This window comes from Micromonospora fluostatini, assembly GCF_050410825.1.
Taxonomy (GTDB): domain Bacteria; phylum Actinomycetota; class Actinomycetes; order Mycobacteriales; family Micromonosporaceae; genus Micromonospora; species Micromonospora rosaria.
Genome location: NZ_CP191251.1, coordinates 6,410,003 through 6,427,029, shown reverse-complemented (window position 1 = coordinate 6,427,029; position 17,027 = coordinate 6,410,003). Strand labels below are relative to the sequence as shown.

General features: G+C 74.2%; 13 protein-coding genes. 6 read left to right on the top strand and 7 right to left on the bottom strand.

Annotated features, from left to right (window positions below; translation table 11 throughout):
- The first annotated feature begins 16 nt into the window (after nucleotides 1–16).
- Nucleotides 17–1,096 (top strand): endonuclease domain-containing protein, encoded by a 1,080-nt coding sequence (locus tag ACQUFX_RS28630; protein ID WP_428963304.1) that lies wholly within the window; start codon nucleotides 17–19, stop codon nucleotides 1,094–1,096.
- Between the two features lie 40 nt (nucleotides 1,097–1,136).
- Here ACQUFX_RS28630 and ACQUFX_RS28625 read toward each other — a convergent pair whose 3' ends face one another.
- Nucleotides 1,137–2,114, bottom strand: a complete 978-nt coding sequence (locus tag ACQUFX_RS28625) for an EamA family transporter (RefSeq protein WP_428963303.1) — start codon at nucleotides 2,112–2,114, stop codon at nucleotides 1,137–1,139.
- Between the two features lie 83 nt (nucleotides 2,115–2,197).
- Between ACQUFX_RS28625 and ACQUFX_RS28620 the strand changes: the two genes are divergently transcribed.
- Complete coding sequence (locus ACQUFX_RS28620) at nucleotides 2,198–2,740, top strand: CGNR zinc finger domain-containing protein (RefSeq protein ID WP_428963302.1); 543 nt, start codon at nucleotides 2,198–2,200, stop codon at nucleotides 2,738–2,740.
- A gap of 19 nt (nucleotides 2,741–2,759) precedes the next feature.
- On the opposite strand, the gene ACQUFX_RS28615 is transcribed toward ACQUFX_RS28620, so the two are convergent.
- The 3 genes from ACQUFX_RS28615 to ACQUFX_RS28605 form a co-directional block, all read right to left on the bottom strand.
- Nucleotides 2,760–3,164: a pyridoxamine 5'-phosphate oxidase family protein gene (locus ACQUFX_RS28615; protein WP_428963301.1), complete on the bottom strand. Its 405-nt coding sequence runs from the start codon at nucleotides 3,162–3,164 to the stop codon at nucleotides 2,760–2,762.
- Between the two features lie 61 nt (nucleotides 3,165–3,225).
- Nucleotides 3,226–4,626: a class II fumarate hydratase gene (locus ACQUFX_RS28610; RefSeq protein WP_428963300.1), complete on the bottom strand. Its 1,401-nt coding sequence runs from the start codon at nucleotides 4,624–4,626 to the stop codon at nucleotides 3,226–3,228.
- Between the two features lie 44 nt (nucleotides 4,627–4,670).
- Complete coding sequence (locus ACQUFX_RS28605; RefSeq protein WP_428963299.1) at nucleotides 4,671–7,649, bottom strand: AfsR/SARP family transcriptional regulator; 2,979 nt, start codon at nucleotides 7,647–7,649, stop codon at nucleotides 4,671–4,673.
- Nucleotides 7,650–8,007: 358 nt separating this feature from the next.
- On the opposite strand from ACQUFX_RS28605, the gene ACQUFX_RS28600 reads away from it, so the two are divergent.
- Entirely contained in the window at nucleotides 8,008–9,024 is a 1,017-nt protein-coding gene (locus ACQUFX_RS28600) for a hypothetical protein (protein ID WP_428963298.1), read from the top strand.
- A gap of 391 nt (nucleotides 9,025–9,415) precedes the next feature.
- Here ACQUFX_RS28600 and ACQUFX_RS28595 read toward each other — a convergent pair whose 3' ends face one another.
- The 3 genes from ACQUFX_RS28595 to ACQUFX_RS28585 form a co-directional block, all read right to left on the bottom strand.
- Entirely contained in the window at nucleotides 9,416–11,083 is a 1,668-nt protein-coding gene (locus ACQUFX_RS28595; RefSeq protein WP_428963297.1) for a fumarate hydratase, read from the bottom strand.
- Nucleotides 11,084–11,229: 146 nt separating this feature from the next.
- Nucleotides 11,230–12,690: an outer membrane protein assembly factor BamB family protein gene (locus ACQUFX_RS28590; RefSeq protein ID WP_428963296.1), complete on the bottom strand. Its 1,461-nt coding sequence runs from the start codon at nucleotides 12,688–12,690 to the stop codon at nucleotides 11,230–11,232.
- 97 nt (nucleotides 12,691–12,787) lie between these two features.
- A complete protein-coding gene (locus tag ACQUFX_RS28585; RefSeq protein ID WP_067372234.1) occupies nucleotides 12,788–13,288 on the bottom strand; it encodes an Lrp/AsnC family transcriptional regulator in 501 nt (166 codons plus the stop codon).
- Nucleotides 13,289–13,427: 139 nt separating this feature from the next.
- On the opposite strand from ACQUFX_RS28585, the gene hppD reads away from it, so the two are divergent.
- From hppD to hisC, 3 genes are all read left to right on the top strand, one after another.
- Entirely contained in the window at nucleotides 13,428–14,633 is a 1,206-nt protein-coding gene (gene hppD, locus ACQUFX_RS28580; protein ID WP_428963295.1) for a 4-hydroxyphenylpyruvate dioxygenase, read from the top strand.
- A gap of 151 nt (nucleotides 14,634–14,784) precedes the next feature.
- A complete protein-coding gene (locus tag ACQUFX_RS28575; RefSeq protein ID WP_428963294.1) occupies nucleotides 14,785–15,873 on the top strand; it encodes an RDD family protein in 1,089 nt (362 codons plus the stop codon).
- The gene (hisC, locus tag ACQUFX_RS28570) at nucleotides 15,870–16,973 is read left to right on the top strand and encodes a histidinol-phosphate transaminase (protein ID WP_428963293.1); all 1,104 of its coding nucleotides are present in this window, start codon (nucleotides 15,870–15,872) and stop codon (nucleotides 16,971–16,973) included. The genes ACQUFX_RS28575 and hisC overlap by 4 nt, the downstream gene beginning before the upstream one ends.
- The last annotated feature ends 54 nt before the right edge of the window (nucleotides 16,974–17,027 follow it).

The following is a 17,027-nucleotide window of genomic DNA, read 5'->3' as shown; positions in this document are numbered from 1 at the left end:
GACCACCCTGATCGGTATGCCTCCACGCGCCCAGCGGCCCCGCTCCCTCGCGTTCCAGGTCTTCCGTGGCTCCGAAGCGGTCCGGTGCGGCCTGCTCACCAAGCACCAGCTACGCAGCTCCGCGTGGCTGCGGGTCCGGCACGACGTCTACGCCGACGCGCGGCTCGACCGTGACCACACCCTGGCCTGCCGGGCCGTGGCGCTGCGGCTGCCCGCCACGGTGCTGCTCGCCGGGCCGTCGGCGGCCTACCTGCACGGGGTGGAGCACGCCGCCTCCTTCGCCGACGACGTGCACGTGCTGACCACGGGCTCGGTCCGGGTCGCCGCCCAGCACGGCGTGCGGGTGCACACCAGCCAGTCCGACGCGGTCCCCGCGCCGGCGGTGGCGTTCCGGTCGCCCACCACCGACCGGGCCGGTCCGGTGCCGGCCGGACTGATCCTGGCCGGGTCACCGGCCGGGCCGACCGGGGACGGGCCACCGGCCGGGCTGATCCTGGACGGGTCACCGGCCGGGCTGGGCGGGGACGGGCCACCGGCCGGGCTGATCCAGGTCGGGCCGCCGGCCCGGTCGGGCCCGGCCGAGGCCGCCTGGGAGACGGCGGCCTGGCTGGAGCCGGCCCACGCGGTGGGCATCATCGACACCCTGCTCCGCCGGGGGCTGACCGACCACGCCGCCCTCGACGCGGTCCTCACCGAGCGGGCGGGCCAGCCCGGCAGCCGCCGGGCCGGGCTGGCGTTCGGCCTGGCCGACCCGGCCGCGCAGTCGCCACCCGAGTCCCACCTGCGGGTCCGGCTGGTGCTGTCCGGGCTGCCCCGCCCGGTCGCCCAGCACCCGATCCGGCTGCCCTCCGGCCGGCTGCTCCACGTCGACCTGGCCTGGCCCGGGTTCCGGGTGGCGGTCGAGTGCGCCGGGCCGGGGCCCGTCGACCACGAGCAGCTTCACCGGGACCGGGAACGCCGCCGCCAGTTGGCCGCCGTGGGCTGGCTCGTCCTGCACGTCACCGCACGCCGCCTGCACCGGGATCTCTCCGGGGTGCTCCGCGAGGTCCACGCGGCGCTGACCGCCGGGGGCTGGCAGCGCCCCCGCAGCCGGTGAGCCGACGGCCCGGCCGGGCGCCGGGGCGGGGGGGTCCGCGTCAGGCGTCGCCGCGTGCCAGCACCGGCTCGGCCGGCGGTCCGCCGGCCGCGACGACGGGCCGGGCCCCGCGCAGCTCGTCGAGGCGCACGAGGGCGACCCCGCCGACGATCAGGGTGCCGCCGAGCAACTGGACGACGGTGGGCAACTCGTCAAGCACGAGCCAGGCGATCAGCACCGCGAACATCACCTCGGTCAGTCCGACGAAGGACGACAGCCGGGCGCCCAGGATCCGGGTGCCGGCGATGCCGGCGAGGTACGCGACGACCGCCGCGATCAGCGACAGCCCGGCGATCGGCACCAGCCAGCTGGTCTGCCGCCCGGCGAAGGTGACCTCGCCGAAGGTGGCGTCCAGCGACAGCACACCGGTCACCCCGAGCAGCCCGAGGACGACCGCCCCGACGGCCATGCCGCCGCTGGCCATGGCGACCGAGGGCAGATCGTCGTCGATCCGGCCGGCGAGCACGAAGTACCCGGCCAGGCCGACCGCCGCGCCCAGGCCCCAGAGCACGCCGACCGGGTCGAGGCGGGTCGCCCCGGTCAGGTCGAGGACGAACACCAGGCCGAGCACGGCCACCACCGAGCCGGCCACGGTCAGTCGGCGGGGGCGTTGCCCGTGCGCCAACCACATCCAGGCCACCACCAGGATCACGCCGAGGTACTCCAGCAGCAGCGCCACACCCACCGGCAGGTACCGCACCGCGTTGAAGAAGCAGGCCTGCGCCGTCGCCACCCCGAGGATGCCGAAGACCCCGACGGAGACGAGGTTGCGCCGCAGCACCGCCACCTTGCCGCGCAGGGAGAGCAACGCCGGCACGGCGAGGACCAGGGCGGCGATGCCGACCCGGGCGATGACCGCCGCCTCGGCGGACCAGCCGGCGTCGATCAGGGAACGGGCGAAGGTACCGGAGGTGGCGAAGGTGAGCCCGGAGATCAGCAGCAGGCCGAGGCCGACGCCGGCGGCGGGACGGGGACGCATCGAATCTCCTCGACTCGGCGAGATGTCATGAGCAAACTAAGATTTGGTGATGACGCTAAGCGGGGTATACGAAAGGAGTCAAGTTGCTTTTTGCCCATGACACCGAACCCGCCCTGCTCACCGTCGCCGCGCTGGTCAACACCGCCGGCCCCGACGAGGGCCTGCCGGACGTGCCCGCCCTCACGGAGTTCGTGGTCACCCAGAAGTACAGCGGCCGGCACGACCGGACCGACGCGGAGCTACGGGCGGTCCGCGCGCTGCGGCCCCGCCTGCGCCGGATCTGGCACGCCGACGAGGACGAGATCGTCGAGATCGTCAACGGCCTGCTCCGCGAGGCGCACGCGCTGCCGCAACTGATCCGCCACGACGACGAGCCGTACCACCTGCACGCGGTGCCCCGGGACGCGCCGCTGGACCGGCGGATGGCGGTCGAGGCGGCGATGGCCCTGGCCGACCTGGTCCGCAGTCGGGAGGTGAGCCGGCTACGCAGGTGCGCCCACCCGGACTGCGACAACGTGCTGGTCGACCTGTCGAGAAACCGGTCCCGGCGGTTCTGCGCCGCCGGCTGCGGCAACCGCGCGGCGGTCAGCGCCTACCGGGCCCGCCGGGCCGCCGAGGGGACCTGAACACCGCCCCGGCCGCTCGTCACTGCGCCGAGCCGGCCATCAGCCACCGGGTGACGACGACCCGGAGCAGCACGTACGGGCCGTCCGGGCCGTCCGGCACGGTGACGTCCCAGCCGTCGTACCGCTCGGCGAGGGCGGCGACGACCTCGGGCGGGAAGGGCGGGTGGACGACCTCGGCGGCACCCTCGGCGACCACCGGCGCGAGGCCGTCCGGCAGGGCCAACGAGACCCGGGGGTCACGGGCGACGTTACGGGCCTTGACCGACCGCGCCGCCGTGGCGATCCACCACTCGTCGTCCCGGTACCGGTACCAGACCGGGGTCAGGTGCGGGGAGCCGTCCGGCCGCAGCGTGCAGCACCAGACCACCCGTTCCCGGTCGAGCCGGTCCAGCACGGCGGCGTCGGGAGTGGGCGGCGCCCTCACCGGCGCGCTCCGCGCCGGAGCCGGCAGGCGTGCAGCAGCATGCCGCCCACTGTCCCACAGCTCAGGGATGGGTCATCCGGAGCAGGTCGAGTGCCTCGTCCAACTGGTCCTCGGAGAGCCGACCACTGTCCACGTGCCCCCGGGAGAGCACCACCTCCCGGATGGAGACCTGTCGCTCCAGCGCCTCCTTGGCGATCGAGGCCGCCTCGTCGTACCCGAGGTGGCGGTTGAGCGGGGTGACGATCGACGGCGACCCCTCGGCGTACGCCAGGCAGACCTCGGCGTCCGCGACCAGGCCGACCACGCAGCGGTCGGCGAGCAGGCGGCTGGCGGCGGCCAGCAGCCGGATCGACTCCAGGATGTTGCGGGCCATCACCGGCAGCATCACGTTCAGCTCGAAGTCGCCCTGCGAGCCGGCGAAGGCGACCGTGGCGTCGTTGCCGACCACCTGGGCGCTGACCTGCCGGACCGCCTCGCAGACCACCGGGTTCACCTTGCCGGGCATGATCGACGAGCCGGGCTGGAGGTCGGGGATGCGCAGCTCGCGCAGGCCGGCGCGGGGGCCGGAGCCCATCCAGCGGATGTCGTTGGCGACCTTGTAGAGGCCGACCGCGACGGTCCGCAGTTGGCCGGAGGTCTCCACCAGGGCGTCGCGCGCCCCCTGCGCCTCGAAGTGGTTGCGCGCCTCGGTGACCGGCAGCCCGGTCGAGGCCCGCAGCTTCTCGATCACGGCGGCGGCGAAGCCGAACGGCGTGTTGATGCCGGTGCCGACGGCGGTGCCGCCGAGCGGCAGTTCGGCGAGCCGGGGCAGGGCCGACTCCAGCCGCTCGACGCCGTACCGGACCTGGGCGGCGTACCCGCCGAACTCCTGGCCGAGGGTGACCGGGGTGGCGTCCATCAGGTGGGTACGCCCGGCCTTCACCACGGTCTCGAACTCGCCGGCCTTGGCCTCCAGCGCCCCGGCCAGGTGGGCCAGCGCCGGCAGCAGGTCCTCGACGACCGCCTGGGTGGCGGCCAGGTGGATGGAGGAGGGGAAGACGTCGTTGCTGGACTGGGAGGCGTTCACGTCGTCGTTCGGGTGCACGTCCCGGCCCAGTTCCCGGCTGGCCAGGGTGGCGAGCACCTCGTTGGTGTTCATGTTCGAGGAGGTGCCCGAGCCGGTCTGGAAGACGTCCACCGGGAACTGGTCGTCGTACCCGCCGTCGGCCACGTGCGCGGCGGCGGCGGCGATCGCGGCGGCGACGTTCGCGTCGATCACCCCCAGCTCGCCGTTGACCTCGGCCGCCGCCCCCTTGATCTGGGCCAGCGCGCGGATCTGGGCCGACTCGATGCCCCGGCCCGAGATCGGGAAGTTCTGCACCGCCCGCTGGGTCTGCGCCCGCCACAGGGCGTCGGCGGGCACCTCCACCTCGCCCATCGAGTCGCGTTCGATCCGGTAGCCCACTGCCTCTGGAGTCGTCACGCGTTCCATCCTGCCGCGCCCCGCACCGACGCGCAGATGATCGCTCAGTCCAATGCGGCCAGCAGCCGGGCCACCTCGTGCCGCTCGGGGGCGTCGACCTGACGGAACAGCGCCAGCGCCCGCGCCCAGTACGCGCGGGCCTCGGCCGGGTCGGCGGCCCGTCGGCAGCGGGCCATCCCGTCGAGCGCGCGGGCCTGCTCGTACCGCACGCCCAGTCGGGTGGCGTCGGCGAGCACCCGGCGGTGCAGGTCCAGCGCGCTGGAGACGTCCCCCTGGTCGAGGATCGCGCGGGCCAGCAGGTTACGCGAGGCGCACTGCCCGACCCGGTCACCCGCCTCGGTGATCGCGACCAGCGCCTCCCGGTGCAGGGTGGCGGCCGAGTCCGGGCGGCCCTCGGCGCGCTCCACGGCGCCCAGCTCGTTGAGCACCTCGCCCTCCCCCAGCCGGTTCCCGCCCTGCCGCTTGAGGTACAGCGCGGCCCGCAGCAGGCGGCGGGCCGGCCCGACGTGCCCCAGCCGGGCCCGGATCACGCCCACGTGGACGACCGCGTTCGCGAGCTGGACCGGATCGGCCACCTGCCGGGCCAGCAGGAGGTGGTGCCGGCTGGTCCGCAGCGCCTCCGCGTACCGGCCGCCGACGATCAGCACGTAGGAGCGGTTGTTGAGGTTGTTCGTCACCGCGCCCAGGCCGTCCCCGGCGCGGGCCAGCGTCGCCGACTCGGCGAGGAGGTCCAGGCTGCGCCGGACGTCCCCGGTGGCGGCGTAGGAGATCCCCAGGTTGGAGAGCAGGTTGCTGACCTCGAAGCGCAGGTCGGGCCGGCGCGGCAGGTCCAGCGCCGTCTCCAGCAGGCGGATCGCCTCGCCGAACCCGGCCCGGCGGTAGTACCCGGAGGCGAGGTAGTTGAGCATCACCAGGGTGGCGTGGTCGTCCCTCAACTGCCGCGCCGCGCGCAGCCCGACCCCGTGGGTCTCGATCAGCTCGTCCAGGTGACCGCCGAGCAGGTGGGACCGCCAGCAGGCACGGGCCAACTGCCAGCAGTGCTGCCGGAAGCCCTCGGCCTCGGCCAGCCGGACCAGCGCGGTGAGCACCCCCCGGTTCTCGTCGAACCAGGCCCGCCCGTCCGAGGCGGTGTCCGCGACCAGGTCCGGGCGGAGCGGGGTGGGCAACCGCAGCGCACCGGCGGTGCCCGCCGGCTCGATCGTCTTGGCGATGGCGGCGGCGACGTGCAGGTGGTGGTCGAGCAGGCGTTCGATGACGGCGCTGCGCTCGGCGGCCCGCCCCGGCTCGGCGAGCAACGTGCGGGCGTACTCCCGGATCAGGTCGTGCAGCCGGTACCGGCCCGGCTCCGTCTCCTCCGCCAGGTGCGCGTCGACCAGTTCGTCCAGCAGGTCCTGTGTCTCGCGCAGGGAGAGGTCGGCGAGCGCGGCGGCGACCCGGTTGTCGAAGCGCACCCCCGGGTGCAGGCCGAGCAGCCGGAACACCCGCTGCGCCGGGGGCGACACCTGGGCGTACGACAGGGCGAAGGCGTGGCCGACGGAGCGTTGCCCGGCGGCCAGTTCGGCCAGCGGGTCCGCCGCGGTCACCAGGCGCTCGGCCAGGTCCGCCACCCGCCACCGGGGTCGGTGCACCAACCGGGCGCCGGCCAGCCGGATGGCCAGCGGCAGGTGACCACAGCGGCGTACCACCTCGCCCGCCGCCGCCGGCTCCGCCGCCACCCGGTCCGCGCCGGCGACCCGGCCCAGCAACTCGACCGCCTCGTCGGTGTCGAGCACCGGCAGCGACGAGGGCCGCCCCTCGTCCAGGCCGACCAGCCGACGCCGGCTGGTGACCAGCACCAGGCAGTCCGCGCCGGCCGGCAGCAGCGGGGCGACCTGGGTGGCGCTGGCGGCGTTGTCCAGCACCACCAGCGCGCGCCGGGCGGCCAGTTCGGTCCGCCACAACGACAGCCGGTCGTCCAGGTCGAGCGGGATCCGCGCGGCCGGCACCCCGAGCTGGCGCAGCAGGGTGGCCAGTGCGGCGGCCGGGCTCAACGGCCGGCGCTCGCTGTGCCCGTGCAGGTCGATGAAGAGCTGGGCGTCGGGGAACCGGTCGGCCAGCCGGACGGCCAGGTGCACCGCCAGGGTGGTCTTGCCGCTGCCCGCCATCCCGTCGATGAGGTGCACCCGGGCCCGGTCCTCGTCGATCTCCTTGACCAGCCGGGTCAGCGTCTCCTGCCGGCCGGTGAAGTCGCTGATCGCCCGGGGCAGCGCCCGGACCGGCGGGTCGGCGTGGCGGGGCGGGTCGGCGAAGGCCAGGTCGCCGGCGAGCACCCGCTGGTGCAGCGCCTGGAGCGCGGCGCCCGGCTCGATGCCGAGTTCCTCGGCGTAGATCCGCCGGCCCTCCCGGTACAGCGCGAGCGCGTCGGCCTGCCGGCCGACGGCGGAGAGCGCCAGCATCGCCTGCCCGCGCAGCCGTTCCCGCAGCGGGTGCCGGTCGACCGCCTCGGCCAGTTCGTCGACCAGGTCGGCGGCGCGGCCGAGCCGCAGCTCGACGTCGACGCACTCCTCCAGCGCGGCGAGCCGCTGCTCGTCGAGGGCCTGCGCCCGACGCCGGACGCTGCGGCTGAGGACGCCGCTGAGCGCGGCGCCCCGCCACAGGCCGAGCGCGGCCCGGAAGTACGCCTGTGCCTGCGGCAGCCGACCGGCCGTGACGGCGGCCCGCGCGGCGTCGAGTCGGTCGGCGAAGAGTTCGACGTCGAGGTCGGTCGAGTCACCCCGGATGCTGTACCCGGCCGGGTCGGTGTGGATCAGGTCGGCGGGTACGCCCAGCTCGGTGAAGCGGCGCCGGAGCCGGGAGACGCAGGTCTGGAGCTGGGCCCGCGCGGTCGCCGGGGGCCGGTCCTCCCAGACCGCGTCGATCAGGTCCTCCACCGGCACCACCCGGCCGAACCGCAGCAGCAGCAGGGCGAGCACCGTCCGGTCCCGGGTCGCGGTCACCGTGGCCCCCCCGGCTATCCGCAGGGGCCCCAGGATCCGAAACCGCATTGTTCGATGCCCCCCGCTGGCTTCGTGGAACTTGCAGCAGCGTAACCCGACGGTGACGGGGCGCCACCGGGGGCTGATAGCGAAATGAGAGTGGTTCGGCAGCGTCGCCCCGCACACTCTGTCCGGGCTGTCAGCCATGGCATGCCGACGGGGGCGGTGCGCCCGTCCACCCATGATGGACGGGCGCACCGATGTCGCCTGCGCGCGAAACTCCCGCCACCTGCCCCGCCACGCTCAGCGGCCCGGTCGAGCCACGGCACTGCGCGCACCGCACCCCCGAAGCTCGCATCCGGAAAGCCGACGCCGTCAGACACTTACGATCATCGAGACATACTACTCGCCGCCGGAGGACATGATCGTGCACGTCACCGTGGGTACCACCGGGCGCCTGGTGAGCCGGAGCACCGCCGTCGGACTGTCCACTCTGCTCGCCGGCACGGTCGCGCTGGCCGCCGCCGGCCCCGCGCACGCCGCCGCACCGGCCGGCACCGCCAGCGCCGCCGGCGCCACGGTCACCGCCGGCCCCACCGCGCCGACGGTGACCTCCCCGGACTACCCGGCCGACGAGGGATGGTACGGCGGTCCGGGCGTCCCGGGCAGCTTCACCTTCGACGCCGGCGGCGACACCGACGTCCTCGGCTTCCGGTACTGGCTCGACGGCGGGGCGGCCACCCAGGTCGCCGCCGACCAGCCGGGCGGCTCGGCGACGGTCACCGTCACGCCGGGCGAGGAGGGGCCGGCCGTGCTGAGCGTCCAGGCCGTGGACGCGGCGGGCAACCGCTCGCCGGCCACCAGCCACACGTTCCGGGTCCGCGACACCAGCCCGACGATCACCGACGGCAACTCCACCGCCGGGTACGGCCAGCCGCGCACCCTGACCCTCACGCCGGGAATGCCCGGCGTGGTCGCGTACACGTACCGGCTCGACGCCGGGGCGGAGCAGACGGTGGTCGCGGCGCCGGACGGCACGGCCACGATCACCCTCGCCCCGACCACGCCCGGCTGGAACAACCTGTACGTCCGCAGCCGGACCGCCGACGACCTGCCCTCCGGTGAGCGGTGGCACCGGTTCCACCTGGAGACCCGGCCGACGATCAGCTCGGTCGAGTATCCGCTCGGTCAGGTGGGCGCCCCGGTCGGCACGCCCGGCACGTTCGTCTTCCAGCCGGGGATGCCCGGCGTGACCGAGTACGTCTACCGGTTCGGTCTCCTCGGCCCGCTGCGGACGGTCCCGGCCGGTCCCGACGGGTCGGCGTCGGTCACGTTCACGCCGCCGAACTTCCTGCCGCAGCAGGTCACCGTCTTCACCCGGACCGCGGACGGAATCGCCTCGGAGAGCGTCACCGGCCACGTCCAGGCCAGCCGGGCGAGCTGACCCGCGTCGGGCCGGCCCGCCCGCCAGCGGGCCGGCCCGACGCGTAGCTGGCAACACCGGTCCGTAACCAGGTCAGGGGCGCGGTCGGGTCACTCTCTGGAAGCCTTTCGAACTGCCCCACCCGTGGGACCACGTGCACGCCCGGATGGCACACCGCATGCTCATCGCCGTGCCGAACCGTTCCCCACCGGCGCGCCGCGTCGCGCGCCACCCCGCCGGTCCAGCTCACCAGCGTGCCGAGCCGTGCCCCCTGCCCTGCCGAGTTGGTCTCACCGCGCGGCGTGGCGAGGCCTGCCCCGTTCCTGGGGGCAGCTCGAAAGGCGGGCAAGGCGCCACACCGGGAGGCCGGAAGCACACCGGCCGCGACGGCTGCCGATCCCGCGACGGCTGCTCAGCGGCGGCCGACGGTGAGGACCGGCTTGGTCACCTCGGCGAAGAAGTCGTTGCCCTTGTCGTCGACCACGATGAACGCGGGGAAGTCCTCCACCTCGATCTTCCAGACCGCCTCCATGCCCAGCTCCTGGTACTCCAGGACCTCGACGTGCTTGATGCAGTCCTGGGCCAGCCGGGCGGCGGGGCCGCCGATCGAGCCGAGGTAGAAGCCGCCGTACCGGTCGCAGGAGCGGGTCACCTGGGCGGAGCGGTTCCCCTTGGCCAGCATCACCAACGAGCCCCCGGCGGCCTGGAACTTCTCCACGTACGCGTCCATCCGGCCGGCGGTGGTCGGGCCGAACGAGCCGGAGGCGTACCCCTCGGGGGTCTTGGCGGGGCCGGCGTAGTAGACCGCGTGGTCGCGCAGGTACTGCGGCATCGGCTCGCCCGCGTCCAGCCGCTCGGCGATCTTCGCGTGCGCGATGTCCCGGGCCACCACCAGCGGCCCGGTCAGCGAGAGCCGGGTCTTCACCGGGTACTTCGACAGCTCGGCGCGGATCTCGTCCATCGGCCGGTTCAGGTCGACCCGGACGACCTCCTCGGTCTCCAGGGTCTCGTCGGTGACCTCGGGCAGGAACCGGGCCGGGTCGGTCTCCAGCCGCTCCAGCCAGACCCCGGACGGGGTGATCTTGGCGACCGCCTGCCGGTCGGCGGAGCAGGAGACCGCGATCGCCACCGGGCAGGAGGCACCGTGCCGGGGCAGCCGGACCACCCGGACGTCGTGGCAGAAGTACCGGCCGCCGAACTGTGCGCCGATGCCGAAGTTGCGGGTCAGCTCCAGCACCTCCGCCTCCAGGTCCAGGTCCCGGAAACCGTGCGCGGTCATCGAGCCTTCGGTGGGAAGCGCGTCCAGGTACTTCGCGGAGGCGTACTTGGCGGTCTTGAGGGCGTACTCGGCGGAGGTGCCGCCGATGACGATCGCCAGGTGGTACGGCGGGCAGGCGGCGGTGCCGATCAGCCGCAGCTTCTCCTCCAGGAACTGCATCATCCGGGTCGGGTTCAGCAGCGCCTTCGTCTCCTGGTAGAGGTACGACTTGTTGGCCGAGCCGCCCCCCTTGGCCATGAAGAGGAACTTGTACGCGTCCGGGTGCCCGTCCGGGTCCTCGGCGTAGACCTCCACCTGGGCGGGCAGGTTGCTGCCGGTGTTGCGCTCCTCCCACATGGTCAGCGGGGCGAGCTGTGAGTACCGCAGGTTCAGCTTCGTGTACGCCTGGTAGACGCCCCGCGAGATGGCCTCGGCGTCGGTGCCGTCGGTGAGCACGTGCCGCCCCCGCTTGCCCATCACGATCGCGGTACCGGTGTCCTGGCACATCGGCAGCACCCCGCCGGCCGCGATGTTCGCGTTGCGCAGCAGGTCCAGCGCCACGAACCGGTCGTTCGGCGAGGCCGCCGGGTCGTCGATGATCGCGCGGAGCTGCGCCAGGTGGGCCGGGCGCAGGAAGTGGGCGATGTCGTGCATCGCCTCGGCGGTCAGGGCGGTCAGCGCCGCCGGATCCACGGTCAGGAACCGGCGACCGCCGGGACCGTTGACGACGTCGACGCCCTCGTCGGTGACCAGGCGGTACTCGGTCTGGTCCGGGCCGGTCGGCAGCAAGGGAGCGTACGAGAACGCGGCGGCACTGCTCATGAGGCGAAAGCCTAGGCCAGTCGAATCGATCCGTCCCACCCGCCGGTCGGGTCCTGGGACACCGCTTACATCCACGGCGTGTCGGGCACGCCCACCAGGCCCTCCGACCCGGCGCCAGTTACGCCCACCGGCCCCGACACCCGGGTTCAGCCGTCCTTGCCGGCGCCGGGGTCCGGGCAGGCCTCCCGCTTCGGGCCGCAGTCCTCCGGGTTCCCGGAGGTGCCGGGACGGTCCTCGCCCGAGCCGGGCACGGCTCCGTCCCCGGGTACGCCGCCGGCCGGCGCCGCGCCCGGTCCCACGCCGGTGCCGAAGCGGACGTACCCGATCTCCCGCCCCTCGCCGATGACCATGCCGCCCGGCCCGATCGCCAGCGCGTTCGCGGCGGTGCGCAGGTGCAGCAGTTCCTGCCCGGTACGCGGGTGCACCGCCACCAGCCGGGTCGGCTTCTCGTCCGAGATCACCGCCGCGTACGGGGTGAGCACCACCCCGGTCTTCCCGCCACCGGGGCGGCTCCACCGGTCCCGCCCGGCGGCGAGTTCCCGCCCGACGATCGTCCGCTGGTCGGCGCCGCGCACCACCGAGTACCGGTCGTCCACCGCGAGCAGCCGCTCCTCCGGCTGGTTGACCTGCAACAACCGGCCGGTGTAGCCGTCCACCACCGCCTCCCGCCCGTCCGGGGAGAGCCCGATCAGCACGTTCCGGGACCCCTGCGGGTCCTCCCGCTGCGCGCAGCCGGCGTTGTCGGCGTTGCGCAGGTTGATGCCGGCCCGCTGCCAGACCTGCTGCCCGGTCGCCGGGTCGGTGGCGGCGAGGCCGAACAGGCAGGCACCGTCGACGGACCGGGCGGTGATCCGCAACAGCCGGCCGCCGACGACGGAGAGGCGTTCGTCCCGGCCGGGTTGCAGGTCCTGGAGGACCCGGCCGGTGGCGGTGTCCACCACGTGCACGCGGCCGTCTACCGGGAAGCCGAGCAGCGGCGGCACCGACTCCGGCCCGGCCAGCCCCTCGTCGATTCGCAGCGCGGTGAGCCGTCGGGTGTTCAGCAGGTCGGGGTTGTCGGCCAGCCACGAGGTGCTGACGCCGGGCAGGAACGCCGTCCAGATCGGCCGGGTGCCGCGCGGGTCCCAGGCGGAGAGGGTGCAGTCGGTGGCGCCGGCACAGCGGGCGTCGAGCAGCAGGTTCCGGTACGTCCAGACGGCCACCGCGTCGTCGACCTCGCGCAGCACCGCGCCGGTGACCGGGTCGAGCAGCTCGTACCCCTTGACCAGGAGCTTGCCCACGGCGACGACGGAGGTACCGTCGGCGCCGGCGACCGCCGCCCAGTCCGCCTTGCGCTCCCAGAGCTGCACGCCGGTGGCGAGGCTGCGCGCCTCGACCCGGGTCCGCTGCTCGACCACGACGGCGTCCCCGGCGATGGTCACGCTGCGGGGGGTACCGCCGATGCGTTCCTGCCAGACCACGTCCGGCTCGGAGATCGGCTCGCTGCGCTTGACCCAGTCCCACACGCCGGGGAACGGGTTCCAGACCCCGGTGACAGCGAGGGCGACGACGGCGACGAGGGCGAGCGCGAGGAAGCTCTTGACCCCGAAGCCCCGCTGGTTCGCCACACCGGACACGGTAGCCACGATCACCCCCGTGCCGAAACGGTCAGATGTCCGTGTCGCACCCCGAGGTTAGGAAGGGGCCCTTCCTCTACAGAAAGCGTTAACAGGGGGCCCTTCCTTGCGTGGCGGAGCGGACGAGGGGGAGGGTGCGGTAGGGGATGGCCTCGGCGAGGGCGATGACCGTGGAGGCCCGGCTGATGCCCACCGAGGAGACGATCTGGTCGATCACCCGCTGGAGGTCGGCGTTCGACCGGGCGACGATCCGGCAGAGCAGGTCGCTGGAGCCGGTGATGGTGTGCGCCTCCAGCACCTCGGGGATGGCCGCGAGGTGGGCGGTGACCGGGTCGTGGCCGTGCCGCTGGCTGATCTCCAGGGTGACGAAGCTGGTCACCCCGAACCCGATCGCCGCCGGGGAGACGTCCGGCCCGAAGCCGCCGATCACGCCCCGCTGGACCAGCTTGTCCAACCGGGCCTGGACGGTGCCCCGGGCCACCCCGAGCCGGCGGGAGCACTCCAGCACCCCGATCCGGGGCTCCTCGGCCAGCAACTCGATCAGCCTGGCGTCCACCGCGTCGAGCTGGACAGATTGTGCAGCGGTCATGACTGAACACCGTACCGAATGCACAACCTGACCAGGCAGGAACGAGACGGTTGCCCAGTCGCCCGTGGGCCGCGATCCTCGCCACATCAGGTACCACCGTGGTCGCCCACGAGGTGGCCGGCGCAGGAGGGAGTCCGCGATGACGCAGGCGATCGACCGACCCCAGTCGACCGGAGAGGTCGACGTCGACGTCCTGGTCGGGGCCGTCGACCACGACATCAGCCGTGACCCGTTCCCGGTCCGGGGGCTCGACCACGTGACCTTCGTGGTGGGCAACGCCAAGCAGGCCGCGCACTACTACTCCACCGCGTTCGGCATGACCTGCGTGGCGTACCGGGGGCCGGAGCAGGGTTACCGCGACCACGCCGAGTACGTGCTGACCAGCGGGTCGGCCCGGTTCGTGCTGCGCGGGGCGGTCCGCCCGGACGTCGCCGAGGTCGACTTCGTCGCGCGGCACAGCGACGGCGTGTCGGACATCGCGCTGGAGGTCCCCGACGTCGACGCCGCGTACGCGCACGCCACCGGGCAGGGCGCGACCGGCCTGCTGGAGCCGCACGACGTCACCGACTCCCACGGCACCGTCCGGCTGGCCGCCATCGCCACCTACGGCGACACCCGGCACACCCTGGTCGACCGGTCCCGGTACACCGGCCCGTTCCTGCCCGGCTTCGTGGCCCGGGCGCCGATCGTGGACCGGCAGCCGATGATCGCCGCCGGCCTCCAGCCGAAGCGCTTCTTCCAGGCCGTCGACCACGTGGTCGGCAACGTGGAGCTGGGCCGGATGGACGAGTGGGTGCAGTTCTACCAGCGGGTCATGGGCTTCACCAACATGGCGGAGTTCGTCGGTGACGACATCGCCACCGACTACTCGGCGCTGATGAGCAAGGTGGTGGCGAACGGCACCCGCAAGGTCAAGTTCCCGCTGAACGAGCCGGCGGTCGCCCGCAAGAAGTCGCAGATCGACGAGTACCTGGAGTTCTACCAGGGCCCCGGCGCCCAGCACATCGCCGTCGCCACCAACGACATCCTGGCCAGCGTGGACGCCATGCGGGCGGCGGGCGTCGAGTTCCTCGACACCCCGGACTCGTACTACGACGACCCGGAGCTGCGCGCCCGCATCGGCGAGGTCCGGGTGCCGATCGAGGAGTTGAAGGCCCGCAAGATCCTGGTCGACCGGGACGAGGACGGCTACCTGCTCCAGATCTTCACCCGGCCGGTGCAGGACCGGCCGACGGTCTTCATCGAGCTGATCGAGCGGCACGGCTCGCTCGGCTTCGGCAAGGGCAACTTCAAGGCGCTGTTCGAGGCGATCGAGCGGGAGCAGGAACGGCGCGGCAACCTGTGACCCCGGCGGGCGGGGGCCGGCGTACCGGTGCCGGGCTGCGTCGGCGACGTCGTCGTTAAGGTGTCCAGGTGAGCGAGCACAGCCAACGGACCGTCCGGCCCCACGTGACGCCACCCTCGGGTGGTCCCGCCGAGCGCCCCGGAGCGGCGCCGTGAGCGTGTCGCCCGGCTGGTACGTCGACCCCGCCGACCCGGACACCCGACGGTACTGGGACGGCGAGGGCTGGCTCGGCGCACCCATCCCGGTCGACGCCCCGGTGCCGGACGGCCCGCCCCCGCCCGAGCCGACCACCCCACCCGCCGGCCCGGCGACCCCGGCCACCGGCGACGCGGCGGCCGGGGCCATTACCCCCGGCAACCCGCCGGCCGGCGCCCCGACCGGGGTCGAGCCGACCGGCGCCGCGCCGGGCTGGCCCCCCGCCCCCGGTACGCCCGGCGGCGGCCCGTACCCCGGTACGCCGGGCGGCCCGTACCCCGGCCCGGTCGGCCCACCCGGCGCGGGCTGGCCCGCCCCCGGTGCGCCCGCCCCTGGTGCGCCGGGCCCCGGTGCGCCGGGCCCCGGCCAGCCGCCCTGGCCCGGGTACGGGCCACCGGCGCCCGGGTGGCCGCAGCAGCACTGGGCGGTCCGGCCGCCCGAGCCCCGGCCGCACGGCTTCGCGCTGGCCGGGTTCGGTGCCCGCCTGGTCGCCCGGCTGATCGACTTCGGCATCGTGTTCCTGCTCAACGCGGTGGTCAACGGCTGGTTCGTCTGGCGCTACATCGACGAGATCACTCCGTACTGGCAGGAGGTATTCCGCCGGGCGATGGCCGGTGACTCCTCCACCGCCGGGCTCCCACCCCCCGGTGACCAGGCCGGCGGGCTCCAGATCGCCATCCTGCTGATCGCCACCGCGCTCTGGTTCGCCTACGAGGTGCCCGCGATGGCGGCGAGCGGGCAGACCTTCGGCAAGCGGGTGATGCGGATCCGGGCCGTGTCGATGACCGAGGACAAACCGCTCGGCTTCGGCCGGGCGCTGCGCCGGTGGAACACCCTCGGCCTGCCGACCCTGCTCTGGTACTGCTGCGGTCTCGGTCTGGTGCTCCAGCTCATCGACGCGCTGTCCCCGCTCTTCGACCACCCGCTGCGCCAGGCGCTGCACGACAAGCGCGCGCAGACCGTGGTGGTCCAGGTGCCCCGGTCCACGTCCACCCCCACCGACGAACCGCGCGACCGCGCCCACCCCCCGGGAGAAACCCCATGACGGACACCCCACGGCACTCCTCGGCGCTGCGGCTGACCCGCGCCGACCTCGACGCGCTGCCCAGCTACGTACCCGGCCGCAGCCCGGCCGACCTGGCCCGCGAGCTGGGCCTGCCCGAGGCGATCAAGCTGGCCAGCAACGAGGTGCCGTACGGGCCGCTGCCGGGCGTGGTGGAGGCGGTCGCCGAGGCGGTCGCCGGGTCGCACCGGTACCCGGACATGGGTGTGGTGGCGCTGCGCGAGACCCTCGCACAGCGGTACGGGGTGGACGCCGACCGGATCGCCACCGGCTGCGGCTCGGTGGCGCTGGCCGAGCACCTGGTCCGGGCCACCTGCCTGCCCGGCGACGAACTGATCTACTCGTGGCGCTCCTTCGAGGCGTACCCGATCATCGCGGCGACCAGCGGCGCGACCAGCGTTCGGGTGCCCAACGACGCCGGCCACGGGCACGACCTGACCGCGATGGCGGCGGCGGTGACCGACCGGACCCGGATGGTGCTGGTCTGCAACCCGAACAACCCCACCGGCACGGCCGTGCGCCGGGCGGAGCTGGACCGGTTCCTCGACGCGGTCGGCGAGGACGTGCTGGTCGTCATCGACGAGGCGTACCGGGAGTTCGTCACCGACCCGGAGGTCCCCGACGGCCTGACCTACCTGGACCGGCCGAACGTGGTGGTGCTGCGCACCCTGTCCAAGGCGTGGGGGCTGGCCGGGCTGCGGATCGGCTTCCTGGTCGCCGCGCCGGCCGTGGCGGCGGCGGTCCGCAAGGTGGTCACCCCCTTCTCGACCAGCACGGCCGCCCAGGCCGGCGCGCTCGCCGCGCTCGCCGAGGCCGACGAGGTGCGGCGGCGCTGCGCGCTGGTCGTGGCCGAGCGGGAGCGGGTCACCGAGGCGCTGCGCAAGCTGGTCCCGGAGGTGCCGGCCAGCCAGGCGAACTTCGTCTGGCTGCCGCTCGGCGACCGGGCGGTGGAGTTCGGCCGGGCGTGCGAGGCGCGCGGGGTGATCGTCCGCCCGTTCGCCGGCGACGGGGTCCGGGTCACCATCGGTACCCCGGCGGAGAACGACGCCTTCCTCGCCGCCGCCGAGGCCGCCCTCGGCTGAGCGCGTCCCCGGTCTCGGCTGGGCGCGCGGGATTCGCAGGCCCCGTGTCGATGC